Here is a 25,279-nt window from a genome sequence, read left to right as displayed (position 1 = left end):
AATAATTACAAAAATATAAACAAAATTTAATTTTATCACATATATATTTTGCTAATATGCTAGTATAAATAAAAAAGGATATATATGCAATATTTAATAATCGCTTATGATAATGATGGAGCAATTGATAAAAGAATGGAAGCTAGACCTGCACATGTTGAGGGAACTCAAAAGCTAATGGCTGAGGGTAAAATAATTAGTGCTTGTGCAATGATTGAAGAAGATGAAATGGTTGGTTCTTCAGTATTAACAAATTTTGACACTGAAGATGAACTAAATACTTGGTTAGAAAATGAACCTTATGTAAAAGGTGGAGTTTGGAATATGGATGAACTTCAAGTTGTACCTGTAAAAGTTATGCCAAAGTCTTAATGTGATTGAATTAAGAAAAGGAAGACTTATTGATATTCCTGCAGTTTTAGATTTACATTTTAAATATCAAATTGACTCAATAAAAGAAGAAGATAAAAAAGATGGTTTTGTTACTACTGCTTTTACAAAAGAAGAGTTAACTTCTTTAATAGAAAATGAAGATGGACTTTTCTTATGTTTTGTAGATGATAAATTAGTAGCATATGTTATGTGTGCATCTTGGTCATTTTGGTCTGTATGGCCAATATTTAAATATATGTTAAAAAATCTTTCAAAATTATCGTATAAAGGACTTGAGCTTTCGGAGTTTAATTCATATCAATATGGACCGATTTGTATTGATAAGTCACAACGAGGAACAGATGTTTTATCTTTACTTTTTGATTTTGCTAGAGAAGAGATGAATTCAAAATATCCAATCTTAGTTACCTTTATTAATAAGAATAATCCAAGGTCTTTTCAAGCACATACGAGAAAATTAGGTCTTGAAGTTATTACAGAGTTTGAATTTAACAATAATAATTATTATGAACTAGTTTATGATACATCTGTAAAACTTGTCCCTTAGTAATATCTTCTTTAGGTATTACTAATATTTTGATATAAAATCTATTTATTAAAGATATTATCTAAAGGAGTTTTTTATGGGAAATATTATTTATCATTACTGCAATGTTGAATCTTTTAAAGCAATTATCGAAAATAAAACTTTATGGCTAAGCTCAGTTTATAATTTAAATGACTATAAAGAAATTCACTGGATAAAAGATAAAATATTTAAAAAGATTAAAACATCCTCTACAAAAGATAATTTCTTAAAATATAAATGTTTTGAAGAATTATATTCTAAACAACTTCCTAATGTATATATTGCATCTTTTTCTGAAGGTTCTGATTTATTAAGTCAATGGCGTGCTTATGCAAATGATGGTTATGGAGTTGCTATTGGATTTAATAGCGATTATTTCAAAGAAAATAATATGGTTCAAACATCTTCTGTTTTATATGATGAAGAAAGTCAAGAAAAACAAATTGATTTAATATTAAAACCTTTAGAGCAATTAGATAATGAAATTGATACACAGTCAATACAATTCAATGAAATTTGTAAAGCAATTATTACAGATATAAATAACTTATCTGCAAAATCAAAAAATGAACTTTTTAAAGAGGAACAAGAAGTAAGATTAATTCATAACCCAAAAATAACTGATGATAAAAAGAATAAAAGATTTATTTTTGAAGATAACTTATCTCAAATGATGTTTCGTTCTGTTTGTGGTAATTTGATTCCATATTTTGAATTAAAATTTGATGAAGAAAAACAAACTCCTGCAATATTAGAAATTATAAAAGGTCCGAAAAATAAGTTTATTGAAGAAGAGGTAAAAATATTTCTTTCTAATAATGGTTTTTATTGCGTTGATATAAAAAGTTCTAAATCATCTTATAGATAAAAAATATTTAATTTAGATATAATCACATTTATAAAACAAAATAGGATAAATATGAGATTTAATGATTTAGATTTAAATGCAAAAAAAGAGCTTAATATAAAAATAAATGAATATGCAAATAGTATTGGTGGAATAAACTTTTTTCTTCAAATGATTGAAGATGTAAGAGCTGAGAAACCAAATGCTTTATTAAATAAGACTGCAATCTTTCATTACACTAAAGGTAAAATTACTTGGAGTAAATCTATTTATAAAGATACTTTAACTCAACTATTTAATGCAATGAGAAAAGAAGATAAAGATGGAGATATTTTAAATGGTTTAAACCCAAAAGTTTATAAAGAAACAATGAATATGATGAGAGCTTTAAAGCCTGTTTCAATTTCTATTAGAAATGAAGATAATAGTTCTGGTTTTGCTGTAGATATTTTAGATGCAAGTGAAGTTAAAAAAACAAAAGTTGATTTAATGTTTAAAATCATATTCTTTTATAATATTGAATTTGCAAAAGATGCATTAACTTTCAAAGCTTAGGATATAAATTATGGATGGAAAAAAAAGAAGCAATATAAAACCTGGACTAACTGTTAATATTGTACTAAAAGAAGATCAAAGAACAGGAAGACTTACTAAAGGTGTTGTACAAGATATTTTAACAAAATCTCCTACACATCCTCATGGAATAAAAGTAAGAACTACTTTTGGAGAAGTAGGACGAGTACAAGAAATTATATAAAAACAATCTATAAACACTAATAAAAACTTACCTAAAGAAATATTAAGAAAGACTTCAGTATAATCCATCTACTTTTTAGAAAACCTATATTGTTTCTCTAGAATGGAAGTATCGTTTCAACCTTATGTTGAAGAAAACGAGAAGCATGAGCATTGCTTTAATTGCTCTAACCAAATAAAATAGAGAGTCTTACATATAACTATATTACAGATTACTCTACAACTATATAAAGGGAAAGAATGCCAACTATCAATCAACTTGTTAGAAAAGAGCGAAAAAAAGTGATTAAGAAATCTAAATCACCAGCACTTGACAAATGTCCACAAAGAAGAGGAGTTTGTACTAGAGTATATACTACAACTCCAAAGAAACCTAACTCGGCTTTAAGAAAAGTTGCAAAAGTTAGATTAACTACTGGTTTTGAAGTTATTTCATATATCGGTGGAGAAGGTCATAACCTTCAAGAGCACTCGATTGTGTTAGTAAGAGGGGGTAGAGTTAAAGATTTACCTGGTGTTAAATATCACGTTGTTAGAGGTGCTTTAGATACTGCTGGTGTTGCAAACAGAACTGTTGCAAGATCTAAATACGGTACTAAAAAGCCAAAAAAATAAGTAGAAGGATAAGAGAATGAGAAGAAGAAAAGCTCCCGTAAGAGAAGTAATGGCTGATCCTATCTACAATAGTAAAGTGATCACTAAATTTATTAATACAGTAATGTTAGATGGTAGAAAATCTACTGCGCAAAAAATCATGTATGGTGCAATTGCAAACTTAGATGCTAGAGGTGAAGAATCTGGTATTGAATTATTTGAAAAAGCAATTGAAAATGTTAAACCACTTTTAGAAGTTAAATCTAGAAGAGTTGGTGGAGCTACATACCAAGTACCTGTTGAAGTTAGACCTGTAAGAAGACAAACTTTAGCATTAAGATGGTTAGTTGACGCTGCTAGAAAAAGAAACGAAAGAACTATGGTAGAAAGATTAGCAAACGAATTATTCGAATGTGCTAACGACAGAGGTGCATCATTCAAGAAGAAAGAAGATATGCATAGAATGGCTGAAGCAAATAAAGCATTTGCTCACTATAGATGGTAATCTGAAATGGCAAGAAAAACTCCCCTAAACAGATTAAGAAATATTGGTATTGCTGCTCATATTGATGCAGGTAAAACTACAACAACTGAAAGAATTTTATTCTATACAGGTGTTGAGCATAAAATCGGTGAAGTTCATGATGGTGCTGCTACTATGGACTGGATGGAACAAGAGCAAGAAAGAGGTATTACAATTACTTCTGCTGCTACAACTTGTCACTGGAAACACCCAAAGACTAACGATGATTTAATGATTAATATTATTGATACTCCAGGTCACGTTGACTTTACTATTGAAGTTGAAAGATCTATGAGAGTACTTGATGGTGCTGTTGCAGTATTCTGTTCAGTTGGTGGGGTTCAACCACAATCTGAAACAGTTTGGAGACAAGCTAACAAGTATAGAGTTCCAAGAATGATTTTTGTTAATAAAATGGATAGAACAGGTGCAGATTTCTTCAATGTTGAAGAGCAAGTTAATACAAGACTTAAATCTAATGCTATTCCTATTCAAATTCCTATTGGAGCTGAAGAAAACTTCCAAGGTGTTGTTGATTTAGTTACAATGAAAGCTATCGTTTGGGATCAAGATGCTGCAATGGGTTCTAACTATCATGTTGAAGAAATTCCAGCTGATTTATTAGATACTGCTACAACTTATAGAGAACAAATGGTTGAAGCTGCTGCTGAAGCTGATGATGATTTAATGAATAAATACCTTGATGGTGAAGAATTAACTGAAGATGAAATTGTTGCTGGTCTTAAAAAAGGTTGTCTTAATATGACAATTACTCCAATGACTTGTGGTACTGCATTTAAAAACAAAGGTGTTCAAACTTTACTTGACGCAGTTGCAATGTACTTACCATCTCCATTAGAAGTTGAAGATATTAAAGGTGAAACTCAAGAAGGTGAACCTGTGATTGTTCCATCTACTGATGATGGTGAAGTTGCTGGTCTTGCATTTAAGATTATGACAGATCCTTTTGTTGGACAATTAACTTTCACAAGAATCTATAGAGGTGTTCTTAAGTCTGGTACTTATGTAATGAATTCAACTAAGATGAAAAAAGAAAGAATCGGAAGACTTCTTAAGATGCATGCAATCAAAAGAGAAGAAGTTAACGAATTATATGCTGGAGAAATCGGTGCAGTTGTTGGTTTAAAAACTACAATTACTGGTGATACATTAGCATCTTCTGAAGATCCAGTTATCTTAGAAAGAATGGATTTCCCAGAACCAGTTATTTCTGTTGCAGTTGAGCCAAAAACTAAAGCTGACCAAGAAAAAATGGGTATTGCTTTAGGAAAATTAGCTCAAGAAGATCCATCATTTAGAGTTGCAACTGATGAAGAATCTGGACAAACTATTATTTCAGGAATGGGTGAATTACACCTTGAAATTCTTGTTGATAGAATGAAAAGAGAATTCTCTGTTGAAGCTGAAGTTGGTGCTCCTCAAGTTGCATATAGAGAAACTATTAAAAATGCAGTTCAACAAGAGTACAAATACGCTAAACAATCTGGTGGTAAAGGTCAATATGGTCATGTATATTTAACTATTACACCAATGGCTGCTGATTCTGAAGAAAACTACATCTTTACATCATCTATCAAAGGTGGATCTGTTCCAAAAGAATACGTTCCTGCAGTTGATAAAGGTTGTCAAGAAGCTATGGCTGGTGGTATTTTAGCTGGTTATCCATTAGTTAACATTGCAGTTGATTTATATGATGGTTCTTACCATGATGTTGATTCATCTGAAATGGCATTTAAACTTGCTGCTTCTATGGGATTCAAAAAAGGTTGTAGATCAGACGCTGCTCAACCTGTAATTTTAGAACCTATTATGAAAGTAGAAATTGAAACTCCTGAAGATTATATGGGAGATGTTATCGGTGACGTTAACAAAAGAAGAGGACAAGTACAATCTATGGATGATAGAGCTGGTGTTAAACTAGTTGTAGCAATGATTCCATTAGCTGAAATGTTCGGTTACTCTACAGACTTAAGATCTATGTCTCAAGGTAGAGCAACTTATTCTATGATTTTTGATAACTACATGGACGTTCCTAAGAATGTTTCTGAAGAAATCATTAAAAAGAGAAATGGTTAATATCTAAATATTAACTAAGTAAAAAAGCCTTATCTTCGGATAAGGCTTTTTTTTTGCTCAATTTTTTATAAATATAGAGCTAATAGTATGATTTAAAAGTATTTATTATATAATATTTATTAAAACTGTTTAAAAATAGTCCCCCAAATCCATTAAACGAAAGATAGAGTTATTACATTGAAATTAAATAAAAACTTAGAACTATTATCATCAACAAACAAAGCTGGAATAATATTAAGACCTTCAAGTCCAGAACTTGAAGAAGTATTTGATAATATAAAATCAATATTTGAAAAGAATAATATTGAAGTATTTTTAGAAGATAATTCTGCAAATATGATTAATCAAAAAGGCTTGTCTTTAGATGAGCTTTGTAGTAAAGTAGATTTTTTAGTTTCAGTTGGCGGTGATGGTACTTTATTATCAGTAGTTAGAAAATCTTTTAATTATAATAAGCCAGTTTTAGGTATAAACTTAGGAACTCTTGGGTTTTTAACTGATATCTCAATGGATGAATTAGAAAACTTTTTACATGATTTTAAAAATGACAATTACAAAATTGATAATCGTATGATGATAAAAGGTGCAATTAACTTAAATACATTTGTTGCTTTTAATGATATTGTAATTTCAAGAAAATCTATTTCTTCAATGATTAAAATTGATGCAAAGATTGATAATAAACATTTTAATTCTTATTATGGTGATGGAGTAATAATCTCAACGCCAACAGGTTCTACTGCATATAATTTGTCAGTAGGGGGTCCTATAGTTTATCCTTTAACTGAAGCTTTTATTATTACTCCTATTGCACCTCATTCATTAACTCAAAGACCTTTAGTAATGCCAGCAGATTTTGAAATTGAATTCACTATTACTGATGCACAAGGTGCAGTTGTAATTGTAGATGGACAAGATATTTATGAAGTAGAAGAGAATGAGACTATAAAAATTAAGATTTCAAATCAAAATGCAAAAATGATACATCGATGTCAAAGAAACTATTTTGAAGTTTTAAATGAAAAACTAAGATGGGGAAATTAATTATATGATTAATAGAATTTATTTAAAAGATTGTTTATCTTTCAAAGAAATTGATTTAGAATTCAATAAAGGGCTTAATGTATTTACCGGACCTAGTGGTGCTGGAAAGTCTATATTAATGCAAGCTATTTTATCTTTATTTGCGCAAAGTGATGTAAGAGCCAATTTAGGAGAAGTTTTACTTAGTGATTCTAAAATTATAGATGAATTATATGATTTAGATTTGAATGATGATATTATTATCAAAACTATAAAAAAAGAGAAAGTTAGATTCTTTATAAATAATCAAACAATTTCAAAGAAAAATTTAAATACTTTCTCTTCTAAATTAATTAAACATTTAAACCTAAGAGATACTTCAGATTTTGAGAGTTTTAAACTATTAAACTTTTTAGATAAATTATCTTCAATAAATGATAGAAAGTTTATAGAAATAAAATCAAATTTTGATTTAGTATACAAAGAGCTTGTTGTTCTTAAAAAAGAGCTAGAAAAAATCAAAAATGATGAATTGAAAATTGAAGACCTAAAAGAGTTTGCTAAATTTGAAATTGAAAAAATTGAAGCAATAAATCCAACACTAGATGAATATGAAGAGTTAAACTTATTAAAAAGAAAACTTTCTAAAAAAGATAAAATTGAAGATGCTATAAAAGATGCTAGTGAAATTTTAAATTATAGACATAGTGTTTCAAATACATTAGAACTACTAGAAGAGGATTCTAGTTTTTTTGATGAAACAATGAATGAGCTAAATAATATATTTGAAAAATTTAATGATTCATTATTTGAGTTAGAAGATATTGATATTGAAACAGTATTAACAAGAATTGAAAAACTTGCATCTTTACAAAAAAGATTTGGTTCAATAGAATCAGCATTAGAGTATAAAGAAGAAAAGAAAAAAGAGCTTCTTTCTTATGATAATATTACTTTTGAAAAATCAGTTTTAGAAAAAAAGATTGATAAGTTAACAAATGAAGTAAACAAATTATCTTTAGAAATCTCAGTATATAGAAAAAATAGTGTAGTAATACTAGAAGATAAAATAAATGAGTATTTAAAATTTTTATACCTTTCAAATGCAAAAATTACAATTCAAGAAAAAAATTTAGATTCATTCGGTATTGATGAAGTTTATTTTGAATTAAACGGTGTTAGTTTAAATACTATAAGTTCTGGAGAATATAATAGGTTACGTTTAGCACTTTTAACTTCAATGAGTGAATTTGATATTATTGAAAATGGTGTTTTATTCTTAGATGAAATTGATGCTAACTTAAGTGGTAAAGAAAGTGATGCAATTGCAAATGTTTTATCAACTTTATCAAACTCTTATCAAATATTTGCAATTTCACATCAACCCCAGCTAACATCTGTATCTTCTCAGCACTTTTTAGTTGATAAAAAAGATGGTATTTCTACTATTAAGTTACTAAGTAAAGATGAAAGAATAAATGAAATAGCAAGAATGATAAGTGGTGAAAAAATTACAAAAAATGCAATTGAATTTGCAAAAAATCTTTTAATAAAAAAATAAAATTAATTTGGTAAAAATATTTTTACCAAATTGAAATAAAAAATAATAAAAAAACTCTAAAATTAAAAACTCCTATAAAATAGTATCTCTTGTTCATTTATAGTATTAATATAAGTAAAATATAACTTATAAATAAGTAAATACTATATTAGTTTTTATTATAAATATTTCCAAAAAGCAAAACTCTTAAATAAGTATTATTAATACTTCATATTTTAGTTTTAATTAAGATATTAAAACTATAATTGTATGTTTTAGTTGGTATTTTTGTATACCAAGTTAAATGAGGAGGGAAAATGACGAAAATTAGTAAAAATTCTGATAAGAGTTTGGAGTCAAATTCTGTAGAGCAATCTAGTAGAAGAGACTTTTTTAAAAAGACAGCTATTTATTCAGCTAGTGCTTTAACTGCAGCTACAGTTCTTGCACCAATTAAATTAAAAGCTGATGATGAAAATATAACTCATCATGTTGAGTGGGGAACTAAACTTGGTGATAAAGTTGATAAGTACCCATATGGTGTGCCTTCACCTTATGAACACAATAATGTAAGACGTGTACATGATTTATTATCTTCAGGTGATAGATATGCAACTGTTTCAATGTCTCCATTACATCAACAAGAAGGTATTATTACACCAAATGGTTTATTCTTTACAAGAAATCATGGTGGAACAGCTCATATTGATCCAAATAAATTTAGATTAATGATTCATGGTTTAGTAAAAAAACCAATTGTTTTAACTTTAGAACAATTAAAAAGATATCCATCTGAATCACGAATTCACTTTATCGAGTGTCCTGCAAACGGATCTACTGGATGGAGAGGACCTCAATTTAATAACTTACAATTTGTTAAAGGAATGATGAGTTCTGCAGAATGGACTGGGGTAAAACTTAGTGTATTATTAGAAGACTTAGGTCTTAAACCTGAAGCACAATGGGCTTTAGTTGAAGGTAGTGATAACTCTGAAATGGGAAGAACTATTCCAATTGAAAAAATCTTAGATGATGCTATGCTTGTTTGGGGACAAAATGGGGAACCATTAAGACCAGAGCAAGGTTATCCAGTTAGATTACTAGTTCCAGGTTGGGAAGGTAATTTAAATGTTAAATGGGTTAAAAGAATAGAATTCTCTGATAAACCATGGCATGCAAAAGAAGAAACTTCAAAATATACAATGTTACAACCAAGTGGTAAGGCGATTAATTTCTTCTGGCCTATGGAAGTAAACTCAATTATTACTTCACCATGTCCTGAAGTTCCATGGACTGACCTTAAAAAAGGTGATATGGTTGAAATTTCTGGTATTGCTTGGTCTGGTAGAGGTACAATCAAAACTGTTGATATCTCATTAGATGGTGGTAAAAACTGGGTTGAAGCAGAACTTAAAGGTTTAGTACTTCCTAAATCTTGGACAAGATTCTTTTATATTATTAAATGGGATGGAAAGAAAAAAGTTCTATTATCTCGTGCAATTGATGATACAGGACATATTCAACCTTCAATTGATAAATTAATTGGAAATGTTGGTGTTGAAGGTATTTATCATAGAAACCCAATCGTTGGATGGGAAGTAACATCAAAAGGAGTTGTAAATAATGTTCATGTTAGATCTTAAAAAATCATTATTAGCTGTTGGTGTTATATCTTCACTTTTAATAACAAGTGCAGCAGCTACTGAGAAGAAAAATATTGATGGTGCGGTTATATATCCAGTTAAAGATGGAATGTATACAGCTTATGCTGTTAGTGAACAAAAGAAAAAAGGTTTCAGTGCACATGGTAGAATGCCAACTGCAAATGAAATTAAAGCTTGGGATACAGATGTAATGCCTGATGGCCATGGTTTGCCTGTTGGTGAAGGTTCTGTAGAATTTGGTGATGAATTATACGAAGCACAATGTGCTATGTGTCATGGAGATTTTGGAGCTGGTGGAGTAGGTGGTTATCCTACATTAGCTGGTGGTCAAGGTTCTTTAAAAAATCAATTAGGTTTAGAAGGTACTGAAGGTCCTAGAAAAACTATTGGTTCATATTGGCCTTATGCAAGTACTCTTTTTTGGTACATAAAAACTGCAATGCCTTTCCCTAATCCAAAATCTTTATCTGACAATGAAGTTTATGCACTTACAGCATATTTATTATCTGTAAATGGTATTAAAGCTAATGGTGAAGAAATTGATGATGAATTTGTTTTAAGTAATGAAAACTTTATGGATGTTAAAATGAATAATCCAGATGGTTTCTACCCAGTTCATCCAGATAGAAATGATCTTAAAGAGCAAAGAGGTCCTTTAGCACAAGGAACTAGATGTATGAAAGATTGTGAACAACCAGAACCAATGAGTATTAATGCTGAAATTGATGTAGGGTTTGATCCTGCTATTAGTACAGTAAAAAGCTTGCCAAAAGTTGAAGAAACTGCTACAGTTTCAAAAGCTGCTATGGTTTATGAAGCTAGTTGTAGTGCATGTCATGCTAATGCAGCAATTGGAGCACCTGTTCTTGGAGATAAAGAAGCTTGGGCTGAAGTTGTTAAAAAAGGTATTGACAAAGTTTATGCAAATGGAATTAATGGAATAAATGCAATGCCACCTAAAGGTGGAGCAGATTTATCTGATGAAGAATTTAATGAAGTAGTTGATTATATGATTAACTCAAGTAAATAAAAGAGGAGAACTAATGAAATTAGCAAAAAGTTTACTAATAGCATCAGCTATTAGTGGTTTAATGGCAATAAGTAGTTTCGCAGGAGATGATTTAGTTAAGCAAGGTGAGAAAATTTTTATGACTAAAAATTTAGGTAACTGTTTAGCATGTCATGCTGCAAATGGAAAGAATGTAGATGGACCAGGAAGTATGGGACCAAAATTACAAGCTTTACAATATTGGCCGGATGAAGCCTTATATCAAAAAATATATGACCCATACACTACTAATCCAATTTCAGCAATGCCAGCATTTGGTAAAAATGGTTGGTTAAGTGATTCACAAATTAAAGCAGTAGTTGCTTATTTAAAAACAATTAAATAATATTATAAAAGGAAATAAAATGAACAGAAGAAATTTTTTAAGCTTAGGACTAGGTGCACTAGCAGTTTCAATGGCGCCATCAACTTTAAGTGCTATTAACTTTAGAGAAACAAAACCAAAAGCATGGACAGCAACAAAAGTTGATGCATCTATTAAAGAAATTTTTGGTGATGCTGCTAAAGGTGAAGGTAAGATTAAATTAAAAGCTCCAGATATTGCAGAAAATGGTGCAGTTATTCCTGTAACAGTTTCTACAAAATTGAATGCTAAAACAGTAGCAATTTTCCAAGATGCAAATCCAGAAAGTACAGTTGCAGTATTTACTGTTCCTGAAAATGGAATTGTTGACTATTCAGTAAGAATTAAAATGGCTAAAACAGGTACTGTTACAGTAGTAGCAGAAGTTGATGGAAAATTAATCCAAGCTTCAAAACTTGTAAAAGTTACAATTGGTGGATGTGGAGGTTGATTTAATTCAACACCTGTATAAATATTAATAAAATAAATAATGAATAGAAAATAAAAGGAAAAATATTATGGCAAAAAAAACTAGAATTAAAGCAAAATTAAAAAAAGGTATAGTAACTGTTAAAGCATTAGCTTCACATGCAATGTTAAGTTACCAAGAAGCTGAGAAAGCTAAAAAAGAAGTTAACTTTATTACTTATTTAGTAGCAAAAGTTAATGATAAAATTGTTTATGAAGTATCAACAAGCCAATTTTTATCTAAAAACCCATACATGAAATTTCAATTTAGAGGTGCTGAAAAAGGTGATAAAATTGAAATCACTTGGACAGATTTAAAAGGCGAAACTCAAACGAGTTCAGCAAAAATTAAATAGTTACTTAAGTGTAATTAACAAAATCTAAGGAGAGAGATCATGTTATTTAAAATTGTAAGAGCTACAGCTTTAGCAGCATTAGTTACAAGTGCTGCTGTTGCTGGAGACTTTAATCAACAAGCAGAAAAAGATAGAGAGGGTATTGTTAAATATTTTGAAGCAAAATTTGCAGATCCTGAAAAAAGTAAAAATACATTTTTCCCATATTCAACAGATGATGAATTAAAGAATAATTTTATTAAAAATGTTAAAGGTGACGAATTTTCTAAAGGTGGTTATGCCTTTTCTAAAAATGGTAGATTATCTTATGATGAAATTAAAGAATTCCCACCAACTGAAGAGTTTGTAGAAAAAGGTGAAGAATTATTCAATAAACCTTTTGCTAATGGAAAGTCATTTAAAGATTGTTTCCCTAAAACTGATATTTCAGGTGACTACCCATTTTATGATGAAAAAAGAGCACAACTTGTATCTTTAACTCAAGCTGTTAATGAGTGTCTAACTTCAAATGGTGAAAAGAAGTGGAACGAGAAAAAAGGTAAAATGACTCATTTACAAGCATTTTTAGCTCAAGAAAGTGCTGATGCTGAAAAAAGAATTGATATTAAAATTGAAAGTAAAGCAGCAGCTGAAGCTTATGAAAGAGGAAAAGAATACTACTTTTCACAAAGAGGATATTTAAATCTTTCTTGTGCAACTTGTCATATCCAAGGTGCAGGTCAAAGAGTTAGAAATGAATCTTTATCTCAAGGATTAGGTCAAACTACTCATTTCCCTGTTTATAGATTAAAATGGGCAGCTGGTAAAGCTGATAATGATGGTTTAGGTACTTTAGAAAGAAGAATGTCTGGATGTATTAAAGATCAAGGTCAAGTTCCACCAAAAAATACTTCGGACACAATGAAAGAATTATTATATTTCATGGCATATATATCAAATGGTTTACCAGTTGATGGCCCAGATATTAGAAAGTAAAAGGTGAAAATTATGAAAAAATTAACATTAAAAGTACTTACATCTATTGCACTTTTAACTTCTGGATTTATTAGTGCTAATGCTAGTGATTATTCAAAAATTGATGTAGAAAAAGAGTGTAGTGTTAAAACTAATGGAATTTCTAAAGTTATTGAAACTGCAAAGAAATATAATGACATTGCAAAAAAAGAGGGTTTAGAATTCAGAAGATTAGGTGTTAATAATTCTGGATTAATAGCATCTGTTGAAGAAGCAATTAAAACAAAAGCAAAAGAAGTTAATCCTAAAGATTTTAAAGGAAAAGCTTCTAAAACTAAGTTAGAAACTAATTTTGCAGCTCATAGATCTTGTAAATTTGCTATTAGAGCATTACAACAAGCAGATGAAGCAAAATCTACTTGGAGATTAGCTATTCCTGGTGACGGTTATAAATACTAAATTTTAGTATCTATAAATTTAAAATTTAAAAACAAAAAAGTCAAGAATAACGTCTTGGCTTTTTTTTTACAAAAATAAAAGGAATTAATATGAAATTATTAAATAAATTACTTGTTTCAGCAGCATTTGCTGGTTTATTTGCAACTTCAAATTTTGCAGCAGAAGAGACGTCAAAGTTTGTAGCAATTTCAAAAGGTGTTAAATCTATTGATATGAATTTAAATGGTGAGAAATTTACTATTATGAGAAATCAAACAGCTGGAAATAAAATTTCTTCACTATATGATACAACATTTAGAGGAGCTCCTCAACCAATTTCTTTAGCTAAAGGTTTAGAAACTTTAGGAGAGTTAGAGTTTATTGAGTATATGAAAAAAGCGCAAACAGATGAAAATATTGCAATTATTGATTCAAGAAAGCCAGGTTGGTTTGATAGATTAAGAATTCCAGGTGCAGTAAATGTACCATTTACTAATTTTGATGAAAAAGATACTGCAATTGAAATGATGGAAGATGAAATGGGTGTTGTTCAAAATGATGATGGTACTTTAGACTTCTCAAATGCAAAAACTTTAGCATTATATTGTAATGGTTACTGGTGTGGACAAACTCCAGGTATGGTTAAAAATGCAAAATTTGCATTATTAAAAATGGGATATCCAGTTGAAAAAATTAAATACTACAGAGGTGGTATGCAAGCTTGGACTTCTTTAGGTTTTACTGTAGTAGGATCTGGGAAATAAAAAAACTATAAAATAGGAATAAACATGAGTAAATTAAGTAGAAGAGAGTTTATATACATGATGTCAGTACTTGGTGCTGCTCCTGTATTTGCAAACTCTCATACTAGAATGGCAGATACTAATAAGTTAGAAGATTATTATAAATTACAAAACTTTGGAAATGTAAGACTTCTTCATATGACAGATTCTCATGCTCAATTAATGCCTGTATATTTTAGAGAGCCAAGTGTAAACTTAGGTTTTCATGGTAACTATGGTAAGCCACCTCATATTGTAGGTGAGAAAATGTTAGATTACTATGGTATTAAAGGTAATAAAAGATTAGAATATGCATTTTCATCTGTAAACTTTGAAAAACATGCAAAAGTTATGGGTCGAGTTGGTGGTTTTGCACAACTTAAAACTGTAATTGATCATTTAAGAAATAACTTTGGTGCTGAAAAAACACTTATGATGGATGGTGGAGATACATGGCAAGGAAGTGCAACAGCTCTTTACACACGTGGTAAAGATATGGTTGGTGCAATGAACTTACTTGGTGTTGATGTTGCTGTTGGTCACTGGGAATTTACATATAAAGCTGAAGAAGTTTTAGCAAATGTAAAAGAACTTAATGCAGAATTTTTAGCACAAAATGTAAAAGTAAAAGATGATGCTTTATTTGATGGTGCTGAAGCTTATGATGAAGATACAGGTCATGCTTTTAAACCATATACAATTAAGAAAATGGGTAATGCAAGAGTTGCTATTATTGGACAAGCTTTCCCTTATACAACTATTGCAAACCCACAAAGATTTATTCCAGATTGGACTTTTGGAATTAAAGATGAAGATATGCAAGACTTAGTTGATACTATTAGGGAAGAAGAAAAACCAGATGCGGTTATTGTTTTATCTCATAATGGTTTTGATGTTGATCAAAAAATGGCAGAAGTTTGTACTGGTATTGACTTTATTATGGGTGGACATACTCATGATGGTGTTCCTGAAGCAGTTCCTGTTAAAAATGAAGAAGGTACTACTTATGTATGTAATGCTGGTTCAAATGGTAAATTCTTAAATGTTCTTGATTTAGATATTCAAAATGGAAAAATTGTAGATCACAAATTCACGCTTCTTCCAATTTTCTCTGATTTAGTTCCTGAAGATAAAGATATGAAAGCATATATTGAAAAAGTTAGATTACCTTATATAAAAGAGTTAAATAGAACAATTGCAACTACTGAAGAAACTCTATTTAGACGTGGTAACTTTAATGGTTCATGGGATCAGATTATTTGTGATGCTTTAATTGATGTTAAAGGTGCAGATATATCACTTTCTCCTGGATTTAGATGGGGAACAACAGTTATGCCTGGACAAGATATAACATTTGATGATTTAATGACTCAAACTGCTATGACTTATCCAGAAACTTATGCAAGAGATATTACAGGTCAAGGAATCAAAGATATTTTAGAAGATGTTGCTGATAACTTATTTAATGCAGATCCTTTCTACCAACAAGGTGGGGATATGGTTAGAACTGGTGGTATTTCTTATACAATTGATCCAAAAGCTAAGATGGGGAGTAGAATTACAAATCTTCAACTTACAAAAAATGGTAAAAAACTTGAAGCTAGTAAATCTTATAAAGTTGCAGGTTGGTCAACAGTTGGTGCTAAATCGCCAGGTGAACCTGTATGGGAAACAGTTGAAACTTACTTAGGAAATGTAAAACATATTGCAAACTTAAGAGTTGATACTCCTGATATTATTGGTGTTAAGAATAACCCAGGAATTGTTATTTAGTATTCAAAATGAAAAAGTATAAAGATTAAATCTTTATACTTCTTTCAATTTAATAAGTAGTTTGAAATTTTGTACTATTTACTAAATTGAAAAAAGGAATACTTATTGATTAAAAAAGGAATTTTACTAATATCTATTATTTTTATTAGTACTTTAAATGCAAATTATGAAAAAGGTCAAGAGATCTTTTTAAAAAAATGTTCATCATGTCATGGAAAATTTATTGATATGAAAACATTAAAAACAAACTTCTTTGAAAAGAAAAATAAACTTTTAAATCTTGCAACTCCAACTGTAAATATGTTAGCTTACGCAATTATGGATAGTCCAAAGCATATAGGTGATAAAGAAGACCCTGAAATGCAACAAGTTGAAATAGAAGAGTTTTTAAATAGTTATCTTACAAATCCAGATATTAATAATAGTATTTGTGAGCCATCAATAATTAAATATTATGATAAAAAAGAGTCTGTTGATTATAAATTAAGTGATGAAGATATATCAAACTTAGCAATTTATTTTATGGAATATAAAAAACAAAGGTTAAAGAAAAATCCTAAAAAAGTAAGAATTTTATCAAATAATTTTGATGAAGAAGAGCTATTAACTGAGGCAAGAGAATCTAATAAAAAAGTTCTTGTTTATGCAACTTCTAAAACTTGTCATTTTTGTAAAAAAATGGATAAAGAAGTACTTAGTTTAAATGATGTAGAAGATGAGATTCAAAAGGATTTTATTTTCTTAAAAGTTGATATTGAAGATGTGGCTTTACCTTTTAATCTTAAAAAAGGCTACAGAGGAATGACTCCGACTTTTTTTGCACTAAATAATAATGGCGAATTAGAAAATAAATATCCAGGTTCATGGAATAAAAAAGACTTTTTGTTGATACTAAAGGAAAATAAGAATAAATGAAAAATATTGGGAAAGTTATAGAAGTTTTTAGTGCTACAAAAGATTCATCAGGACTTCCAAGACCTATAGTTAAGTACTTAGATATATTAAAAGGTCATGGAATAAAAAACGATAAGTTTGCAGGAAAAGATGAAGATAAATCAGTTATGGTTGTTGGAAAAAAAGCTTATGATATTTCAAAAGAGAATGGAATAAATTTAGAATTTGGAAGTTTTGGAGAAAATATATTATTTGATTTTGATCCACATGATTTTAAAATAGGAACAGTTTTTAAAGTAGGGGATGTTGAATTAGAAATTACACAAGCTTGTACAATCTGTAACCACTTGGCAGTTTTTGGGAAAGAATTACCATTTTTAGTAAAACATCATAGAGGTTTATATTGTAGAGTTTTAAATAATGGTAAAATAGTAAAAGATATTCAAGTTACAACAAAGGACAATTAATGAAAAAAATAATCTTAATTTTATTACTTACTATTTTCTCATATGCAGAGTCAACATTTTCAGATCCACAGCCAACATTTGATGATCCCAGAAAATTAGTTGTTAGATTGTATGATGCCGATGTTGAAAAAACAAATCATATAATAGGAACTATTTATAATATTTTAAAAGAGTACCCAGCTGAAACTTTAAAAGTTGCAGTAATTACTTATGGTCCAGGAATGAGACATATCAAAAAAGATGGGGATGCTAATACTATAAAAAGAATTCAATCTTTAATGGAATATGATGTAGAGTTTTATGGATGTAAAAATACTATGGAAAGTATGAAATGGACTGAAGAAGACTTTATAGAAGATATTATATATGTTCAAGCTGGTATTGTTGAAGCTATTGAAAAACAAATAGATGGTTTTATTGGAATTACACCTTATTAACTCTTTTTACTAAAAATTATAAATCCGAAAAGGATTTATAATTTTACTCTTCAAACTCCATCATTTCATAAAGCCTTGAAGCATTTTGTCTAGCTAACTCTTTAAATGTATCTAAATGTGCATACGGTGATTGATCAACTTCATAAGCTTCTTTTCCTTCATCTAAAGCTTCAGCTACTTTTTCTCTTAAGTATTCAAGATAAGCTTTTGTATATTTTGTAACTGTTGGCATATCTGTAACATCACCATGACCTGGAACTACTATTTGTGCATTTAATAATGCAAGTTTTTCCCAAGCTTCAAGCCATTTTCTAGTATCTGTGATTTTAAAAATTGGTAGCATTCTTTGATGAAAAGCTAAATCTCCTGCAAATAAAATTTTCTCTTTTTCTAACCAAATTGAAATATCGCTATGTTCATGTGCATATCCAAAATATTTTGCTTCAACAATTCTATTTCCTAAATCAAAACTCATACTATCTTTAAACGTTTCATCTGGAATTACTATTTTAGTTCCAAGTGCTTTGTCTCTATAAGTTCTTTTATGTCTTGTTAAGATATTCTCACCTTTTTGCATAATCTCTTTTTTAGCAATTTCATGTGAAATAATTGTTGCACCTTGCTCTTTCCAATATGAAGAACCAAGCATTGCATGACCTTGTGAGTTTTCTAAAACTACATATTTAATTGGTTTATTAGAAATTTTTTTAATCTCTTCATGAAAACTTTTTGCAAGAAGATAATTAGCACCTGCATTCCAAACTAAGATAGAATCATCACCAATAACAAAACCTAAGTTATTGTTATGTCCAGAGTTTTCATAAGTTGCTGGTTGTGTTGCACCTATTGAAGTATATACACCTTTTGCAACTTCTTTTACTGGATTGTATAAAAAAGAATTTAGAACAAAATCTTTTGAAGAAATTGGCAAATTCTTCTCTTTCCATATTTTAAAACTATCTTGATAATAAAGTACATTTTTGTAGCCTAAATCTTTTAATCTTTTAGCTGCAAAAAGTGATTTATTTCCATTAAAACAGTGAATAATAAAAGTTTCATCTTCTTTTACTTCTTCTTGAATTAAAAACTCTAAATTTGCTCTTGAAATATTTGTGACTTTATTGGCTTTTATATAACCACCTTGTTTTAATATCTCATCTTTTTCTCTTACATCAATAATTTTTGTATTAGGATTCTTTTTTAAAAGAGTTACTAATTCATCAGTATTAATGACTTTTACTTCTTTTAATGCATTATTTTTTAATTCATCTAAATTTAGTGCATAAACACTAGATAAAAAAATACAGTAAAAAAATATTACTTTTTGTAAAAATTTATTCTTTAACAAAACCTCTCCTTAAGTTATAATATTTTATTATAAGTGAATTATTCATATATTTAAATTAAATACTACTAGGAGTTAATTATGTTAAAGAATATTTTAGTTGCAGTAATGCTATTTTCTACAAGTTTTTTATTTTCACAAACTATTACAAAACAAGAGTGTGATGATAAAGATGAAGGCTATGTTTATGCTGGAGGTGAATGCATAAATTATGCTATGTTTGAAGGCGATGATAATGATAAGTTAATTATTGTTGTTCATGGTACATGGGATGAGGGTAGTAATGTTTTAGGTCGTTATGCTCCTTTTGCTGAGAATTTAAATATGTCAACTGATTTGACAACAATCGCAGTAGCACTTCCTGGATATTCTAATTCTTCTTTAAATAAATTAAAATCAATTGGAAGTAAAGAGTATAATCATCAAGCAGCTACAAAAGAGTATGTTGAGTTTTTAGAAAAATTAGTAATTGCCTTAAAAGACAAATATGAAAGTAAAGAGATTACAATTATTGGACATTCAGCAGGTGCAATGATGAGTGCTTCCTTAGCTGGCTTAAACCCAGAACTTTTAAAAAATATAGTATTAGTTGCAGGAAGATATGAAAGACCTGACTATGCAAATGATAAACACCTTTTAGCAATAGATGTTTTAGACAAAATGAATAAGTCTTCTAAATTTATTATGATTTATGGAACAAAAGATGAAATATCAAAACCAAGTGTAACAAAAGATTTTTATAATAAAATGAAAACAGAAGGTCTAGATGTAAAACTTGTAGAAGTTAAGGGTGCTGCTCATATAGATTTAGATATGACTGATAAAAGTGTAGAAGCTATTAGTTCATTATTTGAAGAAGAGTAAATAACTCTATAAAATTTAATATATACATAGGTGCATTTATAGTAATATAATGATATAAAAATCATTATAGGACTATAAATGGACAAGAAAAAACAATTAATATTTAATCTAAATAATTTCTTATTATCTACATCTCATACTTTAGATTTTGTAGAATCTCAATATAACAATACAACACCAAATCATTCAAAAAGAATTGCTTTTTTATCTTTAAAGATAGGACAAAAATTAAATCTTAATGATAAAGAGATGTTTGATTTATGTGCTTACAGTTTATGTCATGATATTGCACTAAATGAAGCAAAAATAAAAAATGAAGAATACTCTATCTTAAGTGAAATAAAAATAAAAGACTTTCCTTTTCTTTCTAATAATAACGATGTATTAAAGTATCAAAATGAAAATATAAATGGAAGTGGAATATTTGGATTAAAAGATGACGATATCCCTCTATTTTCTAAAATATTAAACTTTTCACACACTTTAGATGTTAACTTTGATTTATCAAAAAAAGATATACAAAATAGAAAAGATATTATTGCTTTTGTAAAGAGTAATACAAATACTTTATTTGATAAGGATATTGTAAATATATTTTTAGATATTTCTACAAAACTAGAATTTTGGATAGATATACAAAATGAAAACGATATTTTACAATTTATATTCAATAACTTACATGACTTTACAACAGCTTTAGATTTTGAAGAAATATTAAATATTACACAATCATTTTTAGATATTCTAGAAAAAGATTCTAAACTTATTTCTAATTGCGAGAAAATGTGCGAATTTTATGAGTTTGAACACAAAGATAAGTACACTTTTTTAATTTCTGCATCAATGAGTAAAATAGGAAAGCTATTAATACCTTTAAATATTTTGCAAAAAGAAGAAGAATTAACTAAAAATGAGCAAGAAGAGATAAAAGCTTATCCTTATTACAATAAAAAAATATTAAGTAATATAATGGGCTTTAACGACATTGCATTATTAAGCTGCAAAATTCAAGAGTTATTAGATGCAAATGGATATCCATACTCTTTAAGTGCAAAAGATATGAGTTTAAAAGATAGATTAATAGCTAGTGTAAATATTTATACTTCATTAACACAAGATAATAGTTATAGAAAAGCTTATTCTAAAGATGAAGCTATTGATATAATGTTGCAAATGGCAAAAGATAAAAAACTTGATATATCAATAGTTAATGATATTAATAAAATATTAGTAAAAGATTAAATTATTAAAGATAGTATCAAAAAGTAAATTTATTATAAAAAATAAAAAATAATATTAATTTAGCTTGAAAATTAAAGCACTTATAGATATTATATGAGTATAAAACAAAAAAATAATGGAGAATACCATGTTTGTAAATATCTCTATAAAGGTAAAATTATTAATATTAGCACTAGTTACAATAATATTAGTATCTTTATCAATTGCAATACAATCTATTTATTCTATTAACAAATTTTCTCATGAGAATGTTGATAAATATAAAAAAGATTCTTATGCTAAGAAAGAAGAAGAGCTAAAAAACTATATTTCATTAGCAATGAAAACTGTTGAAGCCTATCATAAAAGAACAGCTATCGATAAAATAAAAATAGAAATTCAAGATGATTTAAAGACTCAAACAAACTTTTTATTTTCTATTTTAGAAGGCGAGTACAATAAGTTAAAAGATATCTTATCTGAAGATGCTCTAAAATTTAGATTAAAAACTATAGTAGAAGAGAGTAGATATGGTAAAAGTGGTTATTTTTGGATTAATGATACCGATGCTGTAATTGTAATGCATCCAATTAAACCACAGTTAAATGGAAAAGATCTTGTTAATTATAAAGATAAAGGTGGAAAAAAAATCTTTAAAGAATTTGCTGCTGTTGCAAAAGCAAAAGGTGAAGGTTTTGTTGATTATGTTTGGCCAAAACCAGGATTTGAAACACCACAACCAAAAGTTTCTTTTGTAAAACTATTCAAAGAGTATAATTGGGTTATAGGTACAGGTGAATATGTAGCTGATGTTTCTTCAAAAATTAAAGAAGAAGCCTTAAATACAATTAGCAAAATGAGATATGGAAAAGATGGGTATTTTTGGATTAATGACTCATATCCTAAAATGATTATGCATTCTGTAAAACCTAGTTTAGATGGAAAGGATTTATCAAAAGTTCAAGATAAAGCAGGAAAATATTTATTTAAAGAGTTCTCTGTTGTTGCTAATAAAGAAGCTAAGGGTGGTTTAGTTAAGTATATGTGGCCAAAACCTAATTTTGATGCACCACAACAAAAATTTTCTTATGTTCAAAGATTTCCACATTGGGATTGGATAATTGGTACAGGCGTTTATGTTGATGATATTGAAGCAGATATCTCTTTAATGAGAAAACAAACATCTGATGAAATTGAAGATATTATCACTAGTATTGTAATCTTTTCGCTTATTGCTATATTATTAGTATATATAATTTACTCATTTTTAATTACTAGAACAATAATAAAACCACTTTCTAATTTAAGTGATACTATTTCGGATATGAATAATGCAGATTCAGAGATTAAAGAGATTGAAAAAAGATCTAATGATGAGGTAGGAAAACTAGTTGATAGTTTTAATGCTTACATTAGAAAATTAAAAGAGGGTGTTGAGTCTGATGCTAAAGTTATTGAAGAAGTTGATGAGGTAATTTCAAAGGTTAATAATGGCTTCTATGTTTATAAAATAGAAAAAAACTCAGTTAATCCTCAAATACAAGAATTAAAAAATTCAATTAATTCAATGATTGATAAAACAAATGAAAATTTAAGTATTTTAAATAATACTTTATTAAGATATGGAAGTTCTGATTTTACAGTTGATAAAAATACTAGTTCAAGTGAAGTTAGTGGAATTATTTCCTCAATTAATTCAAGTACTAGATTAATTGGTGTTACTGTTTCAGAATTCTTATCAATGATTGTATCAAGTGGTAAAAAATTAAATGAAGATACAAATATTTTATCAAGTTCTGCAAACAGTTTATCAAGTTCTGCAAATGAACAAGCTGCTTCATTAGAAGAAACAGCAGCAGCATTAGAAGAAGTTACTTGTATTGTTAAATCAAATGTTCAAAAAGTACAAGAAATGTCATCATTAGCAAGTGATTTACAAAGTTCATCTAGTGAAGGTGAAGCTTTAGCTTCTAAAACAACACAAGCAATGGATGATATTGATAAACAAGTTAATTCAATTAATGACGCAATTACAGTAATTGATCAAATTGCATTCCAAACAAATATTCTTTCATTAAACGCAGCTGTAGAAGCTGCAACTGCTGGTGAAGCTGGAAAAGGTTTTGCTGTTGTTGCACAAGAAGTAAGAAATCTTGCAAATAGGTCAGCAGAAGCTGCTAAAGAGATTAAAGGAATTGTTGAAACAGCAACTTCAAAAGCAAATGAAGGAAAACTTATTGCCAATGATATGATTGGTGGATATTCAAAATTAAATGATAATATTAATAAAACAATAGAGCTAATAGAAGATGTTTCAACTGCAAGTGTTGAAGAAGAGAGTGGAATAGTTCAAATTAATGACGCTATTAATTCCCTTGACCAAGCAACACAACTTAACGCAAGTTCAGCAACAACAATTAGTAATTTAGCAAATGAAGTTTCTGATTTATCTGAGAATTTATTAAAAATTGCAGATAGAGCAAAGTTTAATGAATCAAGTGGAAATGAAATTGCAGATATAGATTTAGTATTTAAAGTTTCTAAATTAAAAAATGACCATATCAAATTTAAAAATACAAACTTTGAGAAAATTGGTACAACAATAAATCCTTGGGCTGTAACAAAACCAACTGAGTGTGATTTAGGTAAATGGATAATAGAGCAAGAACAAAGTGGAAAAGAGTTTACAAGAAATACAAACTGGAAAGATTTAAAACAAAATCATGAAGATGTTCATAATAATGTACAATCTTATATAAATGAAACATGTAAAGAGAATGCTGATAATTCTACTTTAAATCAATTTTCAGGTGATCTAGATAAAGCTACTTTAGAAGTATTTAAAGCTCTTGACCAAATTAAAAGAGATAATGTTATTCCTATTAAAAAAGTAGTACAAGTACAAACAGAAGAGATAGCAAGACGACCTAGTATTAAAAATGAAAATGAAGTATCTAAAAGAGATACTAGTAAAAATGTTGAAAGTAGAAGAGAAGTTACTTCTCCTGTACCTTCAAAAACTGCTACAAATAAAATAATTGAAGCAAAACCATCAAAAGATGATGATGAGTGGGAAAGCTTTTAAAAAGCTTTCTTACTAATTTGGTTTAATTACAGGAAGTCCTAAACTTAACCAAGATTGAATACCACCTCTATACCATTTAAGTTTTTCTTCTGGATAACCAATAGAGATTAAATTTTTCATAGATAAAGGTGACTGACCACACCACACACCATTACAAAAAAGTAATAATTCTTTTGCATTTGCAAAATCATAGCCATCTTTAGTAACTTCTACACCAATTGTTTCAAGTGCATCTAAAAAATCATCAGGATATTGACCTTTGTTTAAATAAATAAATGGAATATTTATAGCACTTGGAATAGTTGATTCTAAAAACCAATCAACAGTTCTAGAATCAACTAAAAGCATATTTTCATCATCTTTTGCTTTATCAATAAAATCTAAAACTTCAACTTCTCCATAAGTTTCAATATTTGGAGAAAACTTAATAGGTGAAATTTTTCCTAAATATGTAATAAAAGTTTTTTTACAATTTTGGGGAACTTTTTCATCAACTAAATTTCCACCTAAGATATTTTTAGGAGAAAATTTAACACTTTTACAATTATCAGGAGTTTCTCTTTTAATTACAATATTCTTTTCATCATCATTTGAATCTGTATATGTAACTTCAACACCAATACTTTGTAAATCAGAGGCACTTAAAAGTAAGCTTGTTAATAAACTTGTTAATATAATCTTTTTCATTTTAATCCTTTTTATAATTATATATTATTAATGTAAAAGTTGACTAAAATAGTTTGATATTAAAATTATATAAAATTTAGGTATAATTGCG

27 protein-coding genes are annotated in these 25,279 nt (G+C 28.4%); 25 read left to right on the top strand and 2 right to left on the bottom strand.

Features of this window, described 5'->3' with window-relative positions; genetic code table 11:
• Positions 1–84: 84 nt before the first annotated feature.
• From GBG18_RS09955 to GBG18_RS09850, 22 genes are all read left to right on the top strand, one after another.
• The gene (locus GBG18_RS09955; RefSeq protein WP_152190704.1) at positions 85–372 is read left to right on the top strand and encodes a YciI family protein; all 288 of its coding nucleotides are present in this window, start codon (positions 85–87) and stop codon (positions 370–372) included.
• 1 nt (position 373) lies between these two features.
• Positions 374–940: a GNAT family acetyltransferase gene (locus GBG18_RS09950; RefSeq protein WP_226896408.1), complete on the top strand. Its 567-nt coding sequence runs from the start codon at positions 374–376 to the stop codon at positions 938–940.
• 76 nt (positions 941–1,016) lie between these two features.
• Positions 1,017–1,829 (top strand): DUF2971 domain-containing protein, encoded by an 813-nt coding sequence (locus tag GBG18_RS09945; protein WP_152190702.1) that lies wholly within the window; start codon positions 1,017–1,019, stop codon positions 1,827–1,829.
• Positions 1,830–1,880: 51 nt separating this feature from the next.
• On the top strand, positions 1,881–2,363 hold the full coding sequence (locus GBG18_RS09940) for a hypothetical protein (RefSeq protein ID WP_152190700.1): 483 nt from the start codon (positions 1,881–1,883) through the stop codon (positions 2,361–2,363).
• A gap of 7 nt (positions 2,364–2,370) precedes the next feature.
• Positions 2,371–2,565, top strand: a complete 195-nt coding sequence (locus tag GBG18_RS09935) for a YwbE family protein (RefSeq protein WP_444543868.1) — start codon at positions 2,371–2,373, stop codon at positions 2,563–2,565.
• Positions 2,566–2,804: 239 nt separating this feature from the next.
• Positions 2,805–3,179, top strand: coding sequence for a 30S ribosomal protein S12 (rpsL, locus tag GBG18_RS09930; protein WP_152190696.1), 375 nt, complete (start codon positions 2,805–2,807; stop codon positions 3,177–3,179).
• Between the two features lie 16 nt (positions 3,180–3,195).
• Complete coding sequence (rpsG, locus tag GBG18_RS09925; protein ID WP_152190694.1) at positions 3,196–3,663, top strand: 30S ribosomal protein S7; 468 nt, start codon at positions 3,196–3,198, stop codon at positions 3,661–3,663.
• Between the two features lie 6 nt (positions 3,664–3,669).
• Positions 3,670–5,778, top strand: coding sequence for an elongation factor G (fusA, locus tag GBG18_RS09920; RefSeq protein ID WP_152190692.1), 2,109 nt, complete (start codon positions 3,670–3,672; stop codon positions 5,776–5,778).
• A 177-nt stretch (positions 5,779–5,955) separates the two neighbouring features.
• Positions 5,956–6,822, top strand: a complete 867-nt coding sequence (locus GBG18_RS09915; RefSeq protein ID WP_152190691.1) for an NAD(+)/NADH kinase — start codon at positions 5,956–5,958, stop codon at positions 6,820–6,822.
• Positions 6,823–6,826: 4 nt separating this feature from the next.
• Positions 6,827–8,362, top strand: a complete 1,536-nt coding sequence (locus GBG18_RS09910; RefSeq protein ID WP_152190689.1) for an AAA family ATPase — start codon at positions 6,827–6,829, stop codon at positions 8,360–8,362.
• A 296-nt stretch (positions 8,363–8,658) separates the two neighbouring features.
• Positions 8,659–9,984 carry a sulfite dehydrogenase gene (soxC, locus tag GBG18_RS09905; RefSeq protein WP_152190687.1) on the top strand — a complete coding sequence of 442 codons (1,326 nt, stop codon included), beginning with the start codon at positions 8,659–8,661 and terminating at the stop codon, positions 9,982–9,984.
• The gene (locus GBG18_RS09900; protein ID WP_152190685.1) at positions 9,965–11,035 is read left to right on the top strand and encodes a c-type cytochrome; all 1,071 of its coding nucleotides are present in this window, start codon (positions 9,965–9,967) and stop codon (positions 11,033–11,035) included. The genes soxC and GBG18_RS09900 overlap by 20 nt, the downstream gene beginning before the upstream one ends.
• 13 nt (positions 11,036–11,048) lie before the next feature.
• On the top strand, positions 11,049–11,399 hold the full coding sequence (gene soxX / locus GBG18_RS09895) for a sulfur oxidation c-type cytochrome SoxX (RefSeq protein WP_152190683.1): 351 nt from the start codon (positions 11,049–11,051) through the stop codon (positions 11,397–11,399).
• A 19-nt stretch (positions 11,400–11,418) separates the two neighbouring features.
• On the top strand, positions 11,419–11,868 hold the full coding sequence (gene soxY, locus GBG18_RS09890) for a thiosulfate oxidation carrier protein SoxY (RefSeq protein ID WP_152190681.1): 450 nt from the start codon (positions 11,419–11,421) through the stop codon (positions 11,866–11,868).
• A gap of 67 nt (positions 11,869–11,935) precedes the next feature.
• A complete protein-coding gene (soxZ, locus tag GBG18_RS09885) occupies positions 11,936–12,241 on the top strand; it encodes a thiosulfate oxidation carrier complex protein SoxZ (RefSeq protein ID WP_152190680.1) in 306 nt (101 codons plus the stop codon).
• Between the two features lie 39 nt (positions 12,242–12,280).
• The gene (soxA, locus tag GBG18_RS09880; protein ID WP_152190678.1) at positions 12,281–13,216 is read left to right on the top strand and encodes a sulfur oxidation c-type cytochrome SoxA; all 936 of its coding nucleotides are present in this window, start codon (positions 12,281–12,283) and stop codon (positions 13,214–13,216) included.
• A 12-nt stretch (positions 13,217–13,228) separates the two neighbouring features.
• Positions 13,229–13,654, top strand: a complete 426-nt coding sequence (locus GBG18_RS09875; protein WP_152190676.1) for a hypothetical protein — start codon at positions 13,229–13,231, stop codon at positions 13,652–13,654.
• Between the two features lie 89 nt (positions 13,655–13,743).
• Positions 13,744–14,397, top strand: a complete 654-nt coding sequence (locus tag GBG18_RS09870; protein ID WP_152190675.1) for a rhodanese-like domain-containing protein — start codon at positions 13,744–13,746, stop codon at positions 14,395–14,397.
• Between the two features lie 24 nt (positions 14,398–14,421).
• Positions 14,422–16,188: a thiosulfohydrolase SoxB gene (gene soxB / locus GBG18_RS09865; protein ID WP_152190673.1), complete on the top strand. Its 1,767-nt coding sequence runs from the start codon at positions 14,422–14,424 to the stop codon at positions 16,186–16,188.
• Positions 16,189–16,293: 105 nt separating this feature from the next.
• On the top strand, positions 16,294–17,103 hold the full coding sequence (locus GBG18_RS09860) for a thioredoxin family protein (RefSeq protein WP_193311114.1): 810 nt from the start codon (positions 16,294–16,296) through the stop codon (positions 17,101–17,103).
• On the top strand, positions 17,100–17,549 hold the full coding sequence (locus GBG18_RS09855) for an MOSC domain-containing protein (protein ID WP_152190671.1): 450 nt from the start codon (positions 17,100–17,102) through the stop codon (positions 17,547–17,549). Before GBG18_RS09860 ends, GBG18_RS09855 begins: the two co-directional genes overlap by 4 nt.
• Positions 17,549–17,986, top strand: a complete 438-nt coding sequence (locus GBG18_RS09850; protein WP_152190669.1) for a DsrE family protein — start codon at positions 17,549–17,551, stop codon at positions 17,984–17,986. The genes GBG18_RS09855 and GBG18_RS09850 overlap by 1 nt, the downstream gene beginning before the upstream one ends.
• 43 nt (positions 17,987–18,029) lie before the next feature.
• Here GBG18_RS09850 and GBG18_RS09845 read toward each other — a convergent pair whose 3' ends face one another.
• Positions 18,030–19,334: an MBL fold metallo-hydrolase gene (locus GBG18_RS09845; protein ID WP_152190667.1), complete on the bottom strand. Its 1,305-nt coding sequence runs from the start codon at positions 19,332–19,334 to the stop codon at positions 18,030–18,032.
• Positions 19,335–19,412: 78 nt separating this feature from the next.
• Here GBG18_RS09845 and GBG18_RS09840 point away from each other — a divergent pair, with 78 nt between their 5' ends.
• The 3 genes from GBG18_RS09840 to GBG18_RS09830 all read left to right on the top strand — a co-directional run bounded on the left by GBG18_RS09840 (position 19,413) and on the right by GBG18_RS09830 (position 24,501).
• Positions 19,413–20,195 carry an alpha/beta hydrolase gene (locus GBG18_RS09840; protein WP_152190665.1) on the top strand — a complete coding sequence of 261 codons (783 nt, stop codon included), beginning with the start codon at positions 19,413–19,415 and terminating at the stop codon, positions 20,193–20,195.
• A gap of 78 nt (positions 20,196–20,273) precedes the next feature.
• Positions 20,274–21,437: an HD-GYP domain-containing protein gene (locus tag GBG18_RS09835; protein ID WP_152190663.1), complete on the top strand. Its 1,164-nt coding sequence runs from the start codon at positions 20,274–20,276 to the stop codon at positions 21,435–21,437.
• Positions 21,438–21,564: 127 nt separating this feature from the next.
• Positions 21,565–24,501 (top strand): methyl-accepting chemotaxis protein, encoded by a 2,937-nt coding sequence (locus GBG18_RS09830; RefSeq protein WP_152190661.1) that lies wholly within the window; start codon positions 21,565–21,567, stop codon positions 24,499–24,501.
• A 12-nt stretch (positions 24,502–24,513) separates the two neighbouring features.
• On the opposite strand, the gene GBG18_RS09825 is transcribed toward GBG18_RS09830, so the two are convergent.
• Positions 24,514–25,188: a rhodanese-like domain-containing protein gene (locus tag GBG18_RS09825; RefSeq protein ID WP_152190660.1), complete on the bottom strand. Its 675-nt coding sequence runs from the start codon at positions 25,186–25,188 to the stop codon at positions 24,514–24,516.
• Between the last annotated feature and the right edge of the window lie 91 nt (positions 25,189–25,279).

The organism is Poseidonibacter ostreae (assembly GCF_009208075.1).
GTDB classification, from domain to species: Bacteria; Campylobacterota; Campylobacteria; order Campylobacterales; family Arcobacteraceae; genus Poseidonibacter; species Poseidonibacter ostreae.
Note: the sequence above shows the minus strand (reverse complement) of the source record. Positions and strands in the feature narration are given on the sequence as shown.